Genomic DNA, 15177 nt, shown 5'->3' on the forward strand with positions numbered 1-15177 from the left:
CGGATCTGCACCACGCTCGAGCAACAAACAAACAATATCCAGATAACCAGCACCAACCGCATAGTGCAACACCGTAGCGTGGACATTCGTATCGTGCTGCGCCCGCTCCGCAGTGGCGAGACCCGGATCGCGGTGCAGGCACTCGGCCACCGCATCCCCATCCCCCAGATACGCAAACGTATAGATATCAGCAGTAGCACCCCGCGCCCACAACACATCGGCAACCGCATCGTGATTCTTAAACCGCGCCGCACAATAAGGCGAAATATCCACCAGCAACGGCGTAAAATGACAACCCCACGCATGCACATCCGCACCCCGGTCGAGCAACCATTCGACCATCGCCAGCCGACCCCGGTACGCCGCTTCCCAAAGCATCGTCCGCCCGTGCGACCCAACGCGCAACAACCAGTCTGGCCGCTCCGCCAGCACCGTCCGCACAGTCTCCAAATCCCCGCGCCCAGCAGCCGCAACACCAATCTTCAAAAAATCGCTGACCTTGCCCGTAAGCAACGACATCTAAAACTCCAAAACCGTATCCACATGCGCGCGGTAAATCCACGCAGTATCGTGCGCATCAAGGAAATTTGCGTCAAAACCGCCAAAATAGAGAAATTGACCCGCATCCTCTGAAAAAGGCGACAATGCAATCGTGCGTATCGCCACCAGAAACGGATCGCCTGGTTTCCATCGCCCATTCACCTCCTTAACCTGATAGCTCAAATCGGGATATCGGATCAAATAAGCCGCGCCCGGATACCACTCCCCAAAAGTTTGTCCCCCATTCACCTTTGACTGAACACCCATCAAATGAACGGTCTGTCCCGTCGCAGAATCGGTAACAGGCACCATATCGCTATACGCGGCAATAATACTTCGGCCTCTAATAGAACGCCGCCACGCCTTATTGAGCAACGCATCGATCCTCAACTCAACAGTCGCTGCATAATCCGCCTCCGGATCCAGGCGAATAATGCGATCTGTATGAGAAAACAAAAGAGACGCACCATCCCCTCCCGGAGAGGGAATCGCCGTCAAACCGCGGATACCAGCCTGTTCAAAACTATACGGCGTATCATCCGTGTAAACCTCCTCCCAAACAGGTACTTGCCCATCCACGCGGCGATAAACCGACGTCCCAATCGACGCGTACAAAACGCCATTTGCCTCTGCGAAAGACATAGGACGCGCTACAATCGGCCCAAACTCGGATGCCTCATCCCATCGAATCTTCCCCAACTGAGCCGGATCATACACCCCCGAATAAATCCCCAACTGCCCCGCAGAAACAAAAATGCGATCCACCCCTGTCACGCGATCGCGATGAACAAAAAACGCGCGCACCATGCACCGGTATCCCCTACCGGACTGAAGCGTAGTCCTCACCCACGAACCACTGTCATCGTCTCGCGTAAAAATATTCGACTCGCCCATCCCGAGAACGCCCCTGCGCCGGTCAGAACCAGCCAGCAAAAGATTTACTCTCTCGGACAGAGGATTTCCCAAGTCATCAGTTTCAAATACCACCGACTTCAGCGCAGTAACCCGCAGATGCGACGCCCCCAGACTGTAGTCTATACGCCACTTATCAGACGGTGAATCAATTGCCAGAACCTGCGCCCAGGGAATCGCGGTATAAGGATTATCCATCCAATAGCCATTCCCGGCATAAAGCCGCCCCTTATGCGCCTCGATATGCACAATCTCCGTACCCCTCGCAAGCGGATCTGCGGAACCAATGCGACCCGCCAGAAAATTACACATCCAGGACTGCGTATCGCTATTCATCATCCGCCTCTAATCGAGATGCAAGCGATAGTGTCTGGGGCCGATCTTTTCTAATCTACCGTCTTCCAACCACTGCGCCCGGCGTTTCAACGCCAACTGAATCAGCTCCCGACGTGCATCCGCGTCTCGAGGACGACGACGGGGCAGACGCTGGCGTCGCTGCGTGCGTTGCTCGAGTTGATAGCGTCTCGCACGCGGTCGTATCTCTCGAACGTGTTCATCAAAATTTACAATTTTCAATCTCTGTCCTCCTCTACCTGATTTTTAAACGCAATCAATGCCTCTATCACGCCTTCTGTTTGCGCACGGGTTTTGAGATATATCCAATCAATATCTTGTTGGTATAGAGCCAGGAGTTCCTGCGCCCAATTTCCATCATCGGTTGAATCCCAATGGACATAAGCACCCAGCCGATCAATGATGAGATCTTCCACACCGATGATATAGACAGTCAAATCCTCAATCTCGACCTGTGTCACCTTATCTTCAGATCCCGCGAGGACATCATCGGGAATCTCAATCGCAATATCCAACTCTACGTGATGCCAATGCCTGCCTGTCTGGTCAAACCCCCAGCTTTCCAACAAATTGCCAATCTCGGTTCGCCTTGCACTCACGAGATCGACATCCACAGTGGCATAAGCACCAAGTGTATAGAACTCCAGGGCATTGCCACCAACGATGACATAAGGCAACTCTTTCGCTTGCGGCAATGCTGCGGCCACAAGCGCGCAAACATAGAGCCGACGGCGCAATGGATCGGCAATTGTTTTCGCATAATCGAGTTTTGCACACCATTTTGTTTTTGACATACGCAATAAACCCTTTGTTTTTTACCACATCCTCACCGTGAGCCATCACTTCACCGGTATGGGATTGACAGAAAGGGACAGCGCGCGGTCGCGCTCACTGCGATAAACATCGTGGGACAAAAAACCGCGCGCGTACAAATCGGACAAAAGCGCATCCCGTCGCTCCAACGCGGCAATGGGATCATTCATCGGAACATCCGCACCCTGCGCCAGATCGCACAGCAGCAAAACCTCGCCAGCCGTGAGCTTTGAATGGTGAATATCAAAATGATATTGGGCAGCCCGCTCAAGACCTTGCACAGGACCAAAAGCCGCGTAATGCAAAAATGCGGCAATGCGCTCCTCCTGTGGTGTGTACGCGAGCAAAAGTGCAAAAACCAGACGGCGAATCGTCTGATCGGGCGCAAGCGCTTCGGAAAGGGTCCACTCTATATCTGATACATCTGACCGCGTGTAATACGCCGTAACCAAATTGGGTACATCATCGGCATAATGCGAAGTTGGGGGCACATTGAGAGCGCGGTGAAAATCATCTCGGTAATCCAGGAAAATTGCAAAAACGCAGATCCCCAAAACGATCGCAGCAAGAAGTATAAAAACATATCGCGCCTTGAAAGCCATACAACCTCCACTCACAGGGTGTACTCAGCCTGTGTAATATCCGCATCAGCAATCTCGTACACGCGAAAGGGATGGGGAGGATCGCAAAAAGCGCGCGCCGTCGCAAAAAAAACGTGACCTTCCGACATAAGATCCTCCCCCTTGTGATAATGCCCGCTAAGCACGAGCTTGCGGCGCGAATCCGCGAGCAGTGCACCTTTCAACTCCGTCGCATCGCCATAATTATATGGATACCCTCCGTTATGCTCGGGAAAAATCAAATAGTGTTGCAAGTGAATCTGCGGCCGCGGATCGCCATCTGACAACACAGATTGAAACCGCGCGCGATCCTCTCCAACGCGCCGCGGCACATAGTGATCCCCCTCCTCATCAAAAAAAGTGACCACGCGAAAACCCTCCACATCAAAATCAGAGAGCTGATCGGAAAAAACGCGGCGAAAAGACGCGGGATGATCGTGATTGCCATACACATACGCAACGGGACAGGAAAGACTGTCAAAACATTCGCGCACGAGAAAAAGATCTTTCTCTCCCAGCGCAACCGTATCGGGATCGTCTAATGCATCGAGCGGATAATCGACCAGATCACCCGTCACAGCGACCAGATCGGGAGCATGCGCGGCAATATGACGTGCGGCTTCGGTTATGAGATCAGGCCCGCACCTGACATCATCGCCCTCGAGATAGTGGCGAAGATGGAAATCGGAAATATGTGCAATTTTCATGTATAATCCTCAGTCATCAGTTATCAATCCCAAGATACACAGAACCGGGAATGCGGTAAAGGCTTGTTTCGGCTTTTACTTCTCACTTTCCCACTGGATTTACACATCCCGTTTGCCTATATTCCCACCGTTTCCAAAACCCCAAACTTTTTCAGGAGGTCATAATGCTCGATGTTGGCGATATCGCGCCTGATTTTCTGGTCAAAGACCACACAGGCAGTGAAGTAAAACTCAGTGATTATCGCGGAAAAACCGTCGTACTCTGGTTTTATCCCAGAGCAAGCACGGGTGGCTGAACGGCTGAAGGTGTGGGATTCCAGGAGCGAATCCGTGACTATGCAGATAGAAATGTGCAAATTCTGGGCGTGAGCACAGACAGTGTAGAAGCCAATGCCAAATTTGCAAAAACACAGGAATTTGAATATCCCTTATTGTGCGACACAGAACGCGAAATCTGTCTCTCTTACGGGGCTTGTCAATCGGCATCGGACCGCGCTGCCAAACGCATGACATACCTCATTGCACCCGACGGGACAATCGCACAAATCCATACCAATGTGGATGCGCGAAAACATCCCGAAGCATTATTGCCCACAATATAGGGATGCATTGACACAGCGGCAGACGGATTGTATCGTCTGCCGTTTTACTTGATGCACACAGATAGTCTATGAACGCCTTACCCAAAGAAAACGAAATAACTTTGTTCCGCTACAGAAACCGGCTAATGGCGGGCCTATGTGTCAACATCTCGCATACCAGAGCCAGATTTGCGGTATCGGCGCGTACATCGCACAATGTACCCATAGAAAATATACTTCAGACGACCGGACACATCGGAAAGGACAAAACAGCCGGCACAGCGTGGCTCAACCGGGCAGAAACCACAAGCGCCGACATTGACCTTGGCGACCTGTGGGAACTCGTCGTAGAAGAAGATGAAATCTGGGACCTGAATGAACTGGCCGAATTGCATTACAATCACACGCCGACATCGGAACAAATGTCGGCATTCTTAGTCGCACTGGAAACAAGTGTCCATTTCGATGCCGAAGGACGGGGATTTCGCGCGGTAGATCGGACAGAAGTCAGCCACAGATTGGAAATAGTCGCTCGCGACAAAGAACGAGAAGCGGAACGAGAGGCATTCTTGAAATGGCTTCAGTTTCAGGGCACCGGCAAAGACGAATGGATCGAACGGATAAAAGACGTCGCACTACACGGCGAACAGAGCAAATATGCACACGCTTTGGAACGCCTGGCCGGCGAGACCATCTCTGCGCGGAAAGCTTTTGATCGCTTAGTCGCCGAAGGCGTATGGGATCGGCATGCCTCTGTCGAACTGATGCGCGAAGATGTACCTCTGAATTTTCCCGACATATTAATCAAAGAAGCGGACGCGATCCAGGCAATGTGTAAAAGCGATGCATTTGCAAATCGCCAAGATCTGACGTACCTGGATGCCGTGACCATTGACGACGCATCGACAACAGATATGGACGATGCGATATCAGTCCAATTTCGGGAAGACGGCAGCTATCAAATCGGCGTGCATATTACCGACGTCTCCTCGTTAATCCCCGCGCATTCAGCCCTCGATGAAGAAGCCAGAAACCGCGGCGCAAGCCTCTACTTCCCAGAGGCAAAATACCCCATGTTGCCGCCCGTTCTATCGGAAAATCTGGGCAGTCTTATCCCGCATGAAAACCGGTTGGCCGTCAGCCTCTTGTGGGATGTGGGATCAGATGGCGCAATGGAAACCCCGACCTGGACACTTTCCGTCATCCGATGTTGCGAAAAACTGAGTTATGATGAAGCAGACGCAATACTCGACGATGCGACGCACCCCAGGCACGCGATATTATCAGCCCTATTTGACGCGGCAGAATCGCTCTTGATAAAGCGCGTAGAAGCTGGTGCTATAGCGGTTGATCAGGTTGACCGCCGCGTGAATATCTCGGCTGACGGAACCGTAAACATCGGAATAAAAAAACGCGACTCCAGAGCTGATTTGCTGGTCAGCGAACTAATGGTCAAAGCCAATGTCGAAGCCGCCAAATTGTGTGTTGAACAAAATGCGCCTGCGATCTTTCGCGTACAGGACGCACCCGACCTCTCCGATTTAGAACCCACGGATAGCGAGCAAGTACACCGCTATCAGACACTCACGCGCATGCGCGCAGCTGCAATCTCACTACAGCCCGGCCTGCACGGTGGCCTGGGCGTAGAACCCTATTGCCAGACCACATCTCCCCTGAGGCGATTCATAGACCTGGTATCACAACGACAACTCGTCGCCATCATCGACAATAAAGCCTTACCCTATTCTATAGATGACCTGACGACCCTATATCCCTACCTCGAAGAACGCCTCCGCCTGATCAATCGCCTGGAACAGCGGAGAGAGCGCTACTGGATATTCCACCATCTCTCGCAATACAGAGGACAGGTATTTGACGCACTCGTGCTAAATACATGGGATCACCGCGCCCGAGTCGAAGTCCTGGACTATGCCCTGCAAGTTGACATGCGCCTATCGGGACAAATCCGCGTGGGTGAACGCATAAGTGTGCGCCTGACGCGGGCAGATCCCTGGGCGGATGATATACAATTCGTCATGGAATAAAAAGGATACAAGAGTATGATCCGTGTATGGTACCTGTTTTTCTTTTTCTCTCTTACCGCACACCTTTGGGCAGAAGTGCCCAACGGGGGGTTTGAACAAATCACAGCATCTCAAATGCCTATAAATTGGGTACCCGTACCCGATTCCACGCGGGTCATGGTCGAACGCGAACGCGCCCACAGCGGCAAAATCTCAGTCCTTATGATAGGTGGCCCGCGGGGCGAACCCACCGCACTGATCAGCGATCCCGTCGGTATTCAGCCAGGGGGTGTTTATGTCTTAACCGGATGGGCGCGTACCGACAGCGCAAGAGCTTCTGCACGCATCCGATGGTTGGCAGAAGATCAGACGCCGGTGGGCGAAAGCAGAATAACAACAGAAGTAACAAGCGCGTCGTGGACGCAATGGGCAGAGACATTTGTGGTGCCCACAAAAGCCATATTTGGGCGTATAATTTGTCTTATAGACGGAAAAGAAGCGGCTTTTGACGATGTGCGTCTGCACAAAATTGCATCGCGCATGCCCCCTGGTCTTGAATTAAAAGCAACGGATTTTCCCACACAGGGCGCGCGCGTCTCAAGAGTACGCGTAACAATACGCGACGGCGTTGTCGCACTACCTCACCAGGTCACTCAACAGGACAGTGTGGTTTCTCATGATGGAGCCGTGGTCATCTTCGAAGCGAGTCGCGGGCAAATAACCCCCTGGGCACAAATGAGAAATGGCACAGCGACAGCAACATTGCGCGACGCCGATGAAAACGTGGGCGGCGTCTATGTGAGGGCGCGGTTGGCCCACCTCAGCGCCAGGGCATACATTGGCGACAAAAAAGCGACCCGATTGCGCGGGCGTCTCTTCAATGCCGAAACCGGGCAACCCCTGCTGGGCAGAGTAATCGTCGCCGATTCTCTGGGTACTATTTTACAAACGGGATTTGCAGAACGCGGTTTTGTTGCCGACAGTGCATTTGCAATTGATGTACCACCTCAAACAATCACCGTATCCGCAATGCGCGGTTTCGCGCACCTGTCGCCAGAACCACAGGTCTTGCACCTCGCACCTGGTCGTGAACACATGGTAGAACTGTCCTTCAAACCATGGGGAGATCTCCATGCACGAGGATGGGTGGCAGGTGATCTTCTCAACAGCAATGATGCGCGGGCACGCGGACTGGACTGGGCAGCTCTACCAGGGCAGGTGAATGGAGACGCAATACTGACACTACCCGGCAAATATGTCGAAACCCGCGGGGGAGAACAATGGGTGTTGGGCACCACGAGCCTATTTACTCCCGAGCAAGCCGGATTTGAAGTACATGCCCAGGCGCGTTTAGACCGCGGTATTACCGGCTATACAGATATTCTGGGCACATCGTTATTCGATATACTCACTGGCCCTGCTTTTGACGCACTCGATATCGCACAACCCGACGCGCGAGCAATCTGGTTTGCACTGCTCAATCGGGGGTATCGCATTGCCGGCACAGCTTTTTTCGACGAACATTTTCGCACATACACACATGTGCCCGGCAACCTGACCGCTGATAAACTGATGCGCGCAATCGCCAGCGGACAAAATATGATAACCAACGGGCCTCTAATCTCACTATCCATCTTTGCAGCCGGACCCGGCGACCAATTGCCAGCAGGCCACAAAAGACGGGCAACAATTCACGCCTGGGCAGCCGCAAAATCCGATGCGTATTTGACGCGCATTGAACTAATCCGCAATGCACAAATAATCCAGAGTTGGGATTTGAAAAAACAGCCGCGAAAATATCGGACCTCAATAACACTCGAAGATACTGTCAACTGCTGGTACCTCGCCCGGTGCTATGGTGCAGACACATCGCGCGTGGCATTGACGAATCCGATCTACTTCGAAACAAAAAATTTCGCGCCTCCCCAACCTGTTCAGGCTATAGTACAGGGGAAAATAGAAATGAGCGACAATTCTCCCGTACCCCAGGCCATTGTTCGAGCAATTGATCCCATTGGCAGAACAGTCCTGCAGACAGTAGCCCGACGCGGAACATTTCAAATTTGGGTACCTGCGACCAGCCAGATCCACGTAGAAGCAAAAGGCTACGAAGCGCCACCGCAACGCATCTTTGACCATCGAGATATTCAGCGCCTATTGCAAACACCTCTCAACCTGTCTGAACTGAACGCCCTGGATACGCTGACCGAACAATTACAAGCCATTGACATGGTTTTTGTTCTCAAACAGTCACAATAACTTGACCACCTTATTATATTTATACTGTAGAAATATGTACATTTTCATACCAGGAGATTAAAATGAATAAAATTCTGGTGGTTGAAGACGAACCCGATATTTTGGAAATGGTGCGCTACAACCTCGATCAGGCTGGATTAGATGTTGAAACAGCAGAAGATGCCGAGCGTGCCCTCCAGAGCGTTCAGGAGATTCTGCCAGATTTGATCATACTGGACCTGATGCTACCGGGCATCGACGGACTGGACATGTGCAGACAATTAAAACAAGATGCTCGAACCCGTCACATACCCATCTTAATGTTGACCGCGCGCAAAGAGGAAGTAGATCGCATTGTGGGATTGGAATTGGGAGCCGATGACTACGTTGTCAAACCCTTTTCCCCGCGCGAACTCGTCTTGAGGGCACAGGCGATTCTGCGGCGCAGTCAGGACAGTGGACAATCAATAACTGATGCCTGGTTACATACGGGACCAATATCTATCGATAAAGCCGCACATCAGGCTCTGTTAAACGGTGACCCATTGGAATTGACGGGCACAGAATTTAAGCTACTCATAACCCTGATCGAACGCCGTGGACGCGTGCAAACGCGCGACGACTTACTCGATACAGTATGGGGTTATGAATACAGTGGTTATGGGCGCACGGTTGATACGCACATCAGGCGGTTGCGCGAGAAACTCGGCGAAGCGAGCGAATGGATCGAAACCGTGCGGGGCGTGGGTTATCGATTCCGCCGAGAGAGAGTATAGAATGCGTTTGCACTGGAAATGGATGCTCGCCTGTCTCTCTGTACTGGTACTGGTACTGGCATCTGCACATCTGTATCTGGATCACGTCATACGCGACTTTTGGGTTTATCACCTCGAACAGAGACTTTTGCGCGAAGTGCGTTTTGCCCGCGCACACCTCAGCGACGTGGCAAATACCGATGCGGAACTCGTCCCACTCGTCAGCGAGGTAGGCTTGCGTTTGGGCGTGCGTGCAACGCTGATCGACGGTCAAGGGCGCGTATTAGCCGATTCGGAAACCGACCCATCTGATCTGAGTGCTATGGAAAATCACGCCGATCATCCAGAAATAAGCGCGGCACTTCAACAGGGGCGGGGAAGCAGCTTGCGTTATAGCAACACACGGGATATCGAAATATTATATGTCGCAACTACAGTACCGGAAATTGGCGACGGAAATTTTGTCCTGAGATTGGCCTTGCCCCTACGCGATATGGGGCATATAGAACAACTGATTGCACGGGCAATATGGACGACATCGATACTGGGATTATGCCTCGCCCTGTTATTGGCTTATGCCACCTCGCGATATATCTCGCGCCCAATTTTAGACGCCATCTGGTTCGTCCAAAACATTGCTTCGGGGAGATTAAAACATCCCACACTCCGCGTTAGATCCACACGAGAATTGCGCGATTTGGGCACGGCATTAGACGACATGCGCCGGCAGGTCCAGGCGCACATCGGGCAAATCACACTTGAAAAATCGCGTTTAGAAGCCGTCTTGCCGAGCATTACAGAAGCCATTCTGGTCACGGACCAGAATGGTCGCATCCTGATGGGCAATCAGACATTTGAGAAGCTATTTGGTGTATCCGACGCCATTGAAGGGCGCATGCCCATTGAGCTTGTGCGCCATCGGGATGTGCAAGATGCGATTGAGCAAACTCTATCAACCGGACAAGTGATGTTTTTAGATCTCACCCGCTCAGATGGCCGAGAACGTCATTTCGATGTACAAATTGCACCTATTTTGCAAGACGATCATATCGCGGGTTCAGTAACTATTTTTTACGACATCACTGAACTGCGCCGCCTGGAACGCATTCGCAAAGATTTTGTCGCCAATGTTTCCCATGAATTGCGCACCCCGCTTACAACCATTAAGGGATGTGCAGCCACGCTGGCAGACGGCGCCTTAGACAACAGAGAAGCCTCACAGCGATTCGTGCAAATGATTAACACCCATGCGGATCGCCTGCACAATCTGGTAGAAGATATTCTGGATCTATCGCGTATCGAATCGGGTGCTCTGCCTCTTGAGACCGGCGTATATCCCGTGCAGGAGATGGTCAATGCCGTCGTTGGACAGATACGCCCACTGTCAAAAGAAAAAAACCTTGCCATCGAGATAAACACAAAAGAAAATGTGCAGGTGCAGTGCGATCGCAAGCTCATCGAACAGGCATTGCTCAATTTGCTCGACAACGCCGTAAAATACACACCCGAAGGGGGTAAAATCTGGATTCAGACGCGGGATTTCAAGCATGTGGAAAATGTAGATGAAGACCGTCGCAATAGACATGGTGAAAATGTGACGCAGATCCGCAAGCGTCGCATTGCACTTGAAGTAAAGGACACGGGTATTGGGGTACCGCTTTCAGATATGGATCGCATTTTTGAGCGATTTTATCGGGTCGATAAAGGGCGGTCGCGGGCAATGGGCGGAACGGGCCTGGGCTTGTCAATTGTTCGGCACATCATGGATGCACACGGCGAGCGGGTCTATGTCGAAAGCGAACAGGGCAAGGGATCGACATTTGGATTGACATTGCCAGGGGAATAAAAAAGGGGCCGCGTTAAATAACACGACCCCTTAAATCTATTGGTCGGGGCGAGAGGATTTGAACCTCCGGCCTCCTGCTCCCGAAGCAGGCGCTCTACCGGGCTGAGCCACGCCCCGTTTGCTATTTGTCTAAAAAAATACCACAATTTCATTCTCAGGCAAGAAAAAGATTTACGCCGCCTGAAATGCCGCAACAGCCTCATCTACGGAATTGTGCAGATCGAAAATTTTAATCAACTGCGTCTGCACAAAAACGCTGATCACATGATCGTGGGCATTGGCGAGTTTCAAATCGCCGTTGGCCTTGCGCAAACGCTGCAAAAGCGCGGTCAAAACCCCAAAAGCCATGCTGTTTAACCACCGCACCTGTCCCAAATCTAAAACCACTTTCATTCCATTATTTTCTTCGAGAAATTCAGTTACATAATCGGCCAACGCCGACATCTCGCGGTCTGTCACCTGACCGTCGAGCTTTATAATGCGAATATTCCCCTGCATTGTTTCTTCAAAAGCCATCCTGTTTTCCTTCCTATTTGTGAACCAAATCTCCCTGCACCTCGAGCGCGGCTGCAAGAGATTCCACATGCACTCTCAAATCTGCCACAAGGCGCTCAGCACCTGACCAATTTTCATCCTTTGCCAATTCTTCAATCTTCGCGGCAACCTCCCTCGCGTCATCCGCGTAAAACAATTCGGCATTTTCTTTTAATTCACGCGCCCCCTGACGAAGTGTTTCTGTGTCGTCAAGAAGGCCTATCAAATCGCCCCTCGTTTCTAAAAACATCTCGGATAGCCGCACGAGAAGCGCCTCATCCCCGCCAACCTGTTGCAATGAAGCCTCCCAATCAAGCGTCTGTTGCCCGGCGGGACCCGTCGCTTCCACCGCATCGTAAAGAAGGCGAGATCGAAGCGGTTTGGCGACAAACCCATCCATGCCGGCTGCGATGCAAAGCTCGCGATCGCCCTTCATCACATCGGCCGTCATCGCAACAATTCGAATATGCCCCCCCGATTCCTTTTCTCGCTTGCGGATTTCTCTGGTGGCTTCAAGACCATCCATTTCGGGCATTTGTACATCCATTAACACCAGATCAAAGGAATCGTCTTTGTCAAGTGCTTCCAGAGTCTCCACACCATTATTTGCCACAACGACTGTGTGACCGCGCTGGTGCAACATATCAATGGCGACGCGCTGGTTGACCAGACCGTCTTCGGCCAATAAAATGCGCAGAGATCTCTGCGTCTTCTCAGTTATAACATCATCTGTCCCCAAAGCATCTGGCGCAGATTCTTCAAATATGTCAGCGATCAAATTAAAAAGATCGGATTGCTTGATGGGTTTGGACAGGTGCCCGGCCAGCATTTCGCTGGTAGAAGCCATATCCGGACGACCAGCAGAAGTCAACACCACCACGCGCGTGTATTTCAGCGTTGCGTCAGCGGCAATCTGCCTTGCGAGCGCGTAACCGTTCATAACGGGCATTTCCGCGTCGAGCAGAACCAGTGGATATGGGCTACCCGCCTGTTGTGCGCGCAACAACTCTTCCAATGCTATCTGACCATTCTCGGCCAGAGCGGGTTTCAAGCCATGGCAGGATAACATCTCTTCAAAAATCACCCGATTGGTATTGTTATCATCAACGACCAGTACCGGCATGCCGTGCAAAGTATCGGGCAAAATATCTCGGTATGACACACCGCTGGTGCGACGCGAAAAACTGGCTTCAAAAAAGAAAACACTGCCCTTGTCTGGCTCGCTTTTCACATCGAGTTTTCCACCCATCAGTTCGACCAATTGGGCAGAAATCGTCAAGCCAAGCCCCGTGCCGCCGTATTGCCGCGTCGTTGAACTGTCGGCCTGATCAAACGCGCTAAATATCTGCTGTTGTACCTGTACTGGAATACCGATACCTGTATCGCGCACTTCAAATCGCAGTTTTGCATCCTCTTCGCGCACCTCTATCAGGTCAACATCAATATCCACACCCCCCCAATCCGTAAACTTGATGGCATTGCCCGCCAGATTGACGACGACCTGTCTCAGGCGAATGGGATCGCCTATCAGGTCGTCGGGGACCTCTGGCGCAATCCGATAGGTCAACTCAAGCCCCTTCTCGCTCGCCCGAACAGCCAGTGTTTGCAACGTATCGCCAAGCGTATCTCTCAGCGCGAACGGAATGCTTTCCAATTCGAGCTTGCCTGCCTCCACCTTGGACAGGTCGAGAATATCGTTGAGCAATACGAGCAACGTATCTGCCGAATTATAAGCGAGATCGGCGTATTCCTTTTGTCGCTCAGTCAACTCGGTATTGCCGAGTAATTCGATCATCCCCATAATGCCGTTCATCGGCGTGCGAATCTCGTGGCTCATATTGGCCAAAAATTGGCTCTTGGCCTGATTTGCTGCTTCGGCCGCTATACGGGCATTTTCAAGCTCTTTGTTCTGCGCCTCAAGGCGCTCGAGGTCATCTAAACGGGTAATACCCATCGAGACCTGTTCTGCAATACTTTCCAAAAACAAAACCTCGGCCTCTGAAAAAGCAGAAACCTCATCACTCATCAAAGCCATTGTGCCCCGCACATGGGGAATATCGAGAATACACCGCACCTCAACCCCGTATCGCGCAGCTATGGCCTTGAAACCCACCTGTGACAACCCCCCCATATCTTCTACGAGATTCTCGCGGTAAATTGTCCTCTGCTGTTGCCACATCCGGTAAACATTCGGCACCTGGCGCACCATGCGATTGATCTCCCCCGAAGGCATCACCTCGTGCGTTTCAAAAGTACGCGTCTTGGGATCGAGCAACCGATGCACGGCAATGGCGACAACAGATACATCGAGAGCCAGCAACTGTTCTCTACACACGCGAACAACCACCTCGAGATGCTCTGGCCGCGTCATCTGCTGCACGGCGTGACTGACCTGTATAAGCGCGTTCTGAAAAGCCATTTGCTCGCCGAGCGCACCTTCTGCCCGCTTTTGTCCGGTAATATCGGCCACCGCACCGATCATGCGAACTGGCACTTCCTCACCCGCATCAAAAAATACCCTGGCTTTGCTGCTGACCCATCTCACCTCGCCATTGGCATGCACAACTCTATATTCAGTGTCATAAGGAGCGCGTCCCTCAAGGGCTTGCCTGACCTCCTTCTGTGCGCGTTCGCGATCATCTGGATAAACACACGCCAACCACTCGGCCTCAGAGACCATCGTATCTCGTGGGGGAAAACCAAAAAGTTCGAAATACCGGTCTGTACACACAGCGCTATCGTTCTGTATATCCCAATCAAACAGACCAATCCCACCGGCATTGAGCGCGTGTGTAAGACGCTCTTCACTCCGCTGCAATGCGTCTAACGCATCTCGAATCTGTTGAAAGCCACCAGTAGAATCAATCGTATGTGTATCGCGTTTACCCATGGTAAAATTTCATTCAACCTCTGTTCCCCGGGGCGTTACCTGTTCTACCGGGTCACCGCCCGGAATAGATTCAAAGAGAAAATTCATTTCTTTAGCACCGTAAATCACAATAACCAGAGCAATAACAATGGCAATAACAATAAACCCATTCCTCAAATTATTCCCTTCTTCAAAACGGTGAAGAATGCTTTTGAACTTTTGTCTTTCAGCCTGTTCCTTGTGGATACGGTCCAAATCCTTAAGATCCATAAACACCTCCTGATACTATTCGGAATAGCGATTGTGGGAAACCATTTTGCCATTAAGATTATACACACAAAAACAGAAGTCAATCAAAAATCTACTTCTCCCTATTAGTTCGAG

14 protein-coding genes and 1 tRNA gene are annotated in these 15177 nt (G+C 51.6%); 5 read left to right on the forward strand and 10 right to left on the reverse strand.

Annotated elements, in window-relative coordinates; genetic code table 11:
• The 6 genes from OXG87_20430 to OXG87_20455 all read right to left on the reverse strand — a co-directional run.
• Positions 1-519, reverse strand: a 519-nt coding sequence (locus tag OXG87_20430; protein ID MCY3871923.1) for an ankyrin repeat domain-containing protein, incomplete at its 3' end; no start/stop codon positions are given.
• Positions 520-1788 carry a hypothetical protein gene (locus OXG87_20435; protein MCY3871924.1) on the reverse strand — a complete coding sequence of 423 codons (1269 nt, stop codon included), beginning with the start codon at positions 1786-1788 and terminating at the stop codon, positions 520-522.
• A 9-nt stretch (positions 1789-1797) separates the two neighbouring features.
• Positions 1798-2028: a hypothetical protein gene (locus OXG87_20440; GenBank protein ID MCY3871925.1), complete on the reverse strand. Its 231-nt coding sequence runs from the start codon at positions 2026-2028 to the stop codon at positions 1798-1800.
• Positions 2025-2600, reverse strand: a complete 576-nt coding sequence (locus OXG87_20445; protein ID MCY3871926.1) for a DUF6036 family nucleotidyltransferase — start codon at positions 2598-2600, stop codon at positions 2025-2027. The genes OXG87_20440 and OXG87_20445 overlap by 4 nt, the downstream gene beginning before the upstream one ends.
• 45 nt (positions 2601-2645) lie before the next feature.
• Entirely contained in the window at positions 2646-3221 is a 576-nt protein-coding gene (locus tag OXG87_20450; GenBank protein MCY3871927.1) for a hypothetical protein, read from the reverse strand.
• Positions 3222-3232: 11 nt separating this feature from the next.
• Positions 3233-3946: a metallophosphoesterase gene (locus OXG87_20455; protein ID MCY3871928.1), complete on the reverse strand. Its 714-nt coding sequence runs from the start codon at positions 3944-3946 to the stop codon at positions 3233-3235.
• 164 nt (positions 3947-4110) lie between these two features.
• On the opposite strand from OXG87_20455, the gene OXG87_20460 reads away from it, so the two are divergent.
• The 5 genes from OXG87_20460 to OXG87_20480 all read left to right on the forward strand — a co-directional run bounded on the left by OXG87_20460 (position 4111) and on the right by OXG87_20480 (position 11390).
• Positions 4111-4548: a peroxiredoxin gene (locus tag OXG87_20460; protein ID MCY3871929.1), complete on the forward strand. Its 438-nt coding sequence runs from the start codon at positions 4111-4113 to the stop codon at positions 4546-4548.
• 125 nt (positions 4549-4673) lie between these two features.
• Complete coding sequence (locus tag OXG87_20465; GenBank protein MCY3871930.1) at positions 4674-6572, forward strand: RNB domain-containing ribonuclease; 1899 nt, start codon at positions 4674-4676, stop codon at positions 6570-6572.
• Between the two features lie 15 nt (positions 6573-6587).
• Entirely contained in the window at positions 6588-8810 is a 2223-nt protein-coding gene (locus tag OXG87_20470) for a CehA/McbA family metallohydrolase (protein ID MCY3871931.1), read from the forward strand.
• 56 nt (positions 8811-8866) lie between these two features.
• Positions 8867-9565, forward strand: coding sequence for a response regulator transcription factor (locus OXG87_20475; protein ID MCY3871932.1), 699 nt, complete (start codon positions 8867-8869; stop codon positions 9563-9565).
• A gap of 1 nt (position 9566) precedes the next feature.
• Positions 9567-11390: an ATP-binding protein gene (locus OXG87_20480; protein MCY3871933.1), complete on the forward strand. Its 1824-nt coding sequence runs from the start codon at positions 9567-9569 to the stop codon at positions 11388-11390.
• 40 nt (positions 11391-11430) lie between these two features.
• Here the strand turns inward: OXG87_20480 and OXG87_20485 are convergent.
• The 4 genes from OXG87_20485 to OXG87_20500 form a co-directional block, all read right to left on the reverse strand.
• Positions 11431-11507, reverse strand: a tRNA-Pro gene (locus OXG87_20485).
• Positions 11508-11561: 54 nt separating this feature from the next.
• On the reverse strand, positions 11562-11906 hold the full coding sequence (locus OXG87_20490; protein ID MCY3871934.1) for an STAS domain-containing protein: 345 nt from the start codon (positions 11904-11906) through the stop codon (positions 11562-11564).
• A 13-nt stretch (positions 11907-11919) separates the two neighbouring features.
• Positions 11920-14814: a response regulator gene (locus tag OXG87_20495; GenBank protein MCY3871935.1), complete on the reverse strand. Its 2895-nt coding sequence runs from the start codon at positions 14812-14814 to the stop codon at positions 11920-11922.
• A 9-nt stretch (positions 14815-14823) separates the two neighbouring features.
• Positions 14824-15063 carry a hypothetical protein gene (locus OXG87_20500; protein MCY3871936.1) on the reverse strand — a complete coding sequence of 80 codons (240 nt, stop codon included), beginning with the start codon at positions 15061-15063 and terminating at the stop codon, positions 14824-14826.
• Positions 15064-15177 lie beyond the last annotated feature (114 nt).

Source organism: Gemmatimonadota bacterium (genome assembly GCA_026706845.1).
Taxonomy (GTDB): domain Bacteria; phylum Latescibacterota; class UBA2968; order UBA2968; family UBA2968; genus VXRD01.

What these genes read in the sequence shown, in the direction of transcription:
- OXG87_20480 (MCY3871933.1), top strand. Translation starts at nt 9,567, where the DNA reads ATGCGTTTGCACTGGAAATGGATGCTCGCCTGTCTCTCTGTACTGGTA.
- OXG87_20495 (MCY3871935.1), bottom strand. Translation starts at nt 14,814, where the DNA reads ATGGGTAAACGCGATACACATACGATTGATTCTACTGGTGGCTTTCAA.
- OXG87_20500 (MCY3871936.1), bottom strand. Translation starts at nt 15,063, where the DNA reads ATGGATCTTAAGGATTTGGACCGTATCCACAAGGAACAGGCTGAAAGA.
- OXG87_20470 (MCY3871931.1), top strand. Translation starts at nt 6,588, where the DNA reads ATGATCCGTGTATGGTACCTGTTTTTCTTTTTCTCTCTTACCGCACAC.
- OXG87_20465 (MCY3871930.1), top strand. Translation starts at nt 4,674, where the DNA reads ATGGCGGGCCTATGTGTCAACATCTCGCATACCAGAGCCAGATTTGCG.
- OXG87_20490 (MCY3871934.1), bottom strand. Translation starts at nt 11,906, where the DNA reads ATGGCTTTTGAAGAAACAATGCAGGGGAATATTCGCATTATAAAGCTC.
- OXG87_20445 (MCY3871926.1), bottom strand. Translation starts at nt 2,600, where the DNA reads ATGTCAAAAACAAAATGGTGTGCAAAACTCGATTATGCGAAAACAATT.
- OXG87_20450 (MCY3871927.1), bottom strand. Translation starts at nt 3,221, where the DNA reads ATGGCTTTCAAGGCGCGATATGTTTTTATACTTCTTGCTGCGATCGTT.
- OXG87_20455 (MCY3871928.1), bottom strand. Translation starts at nt 3,946, where the DNA reads ATGAAAATTGCACATATTTCCGATTTCCATCTTCGCCACTATCTCGAG.
- OXG87_20435 (MCY3871924.1), bottom strand. Translation starts at nt 1,788, where the DNA reads ATGAATAGCGATACGCAGTCCTGGATGTGTAATTTTCTGGCGGGTCGC.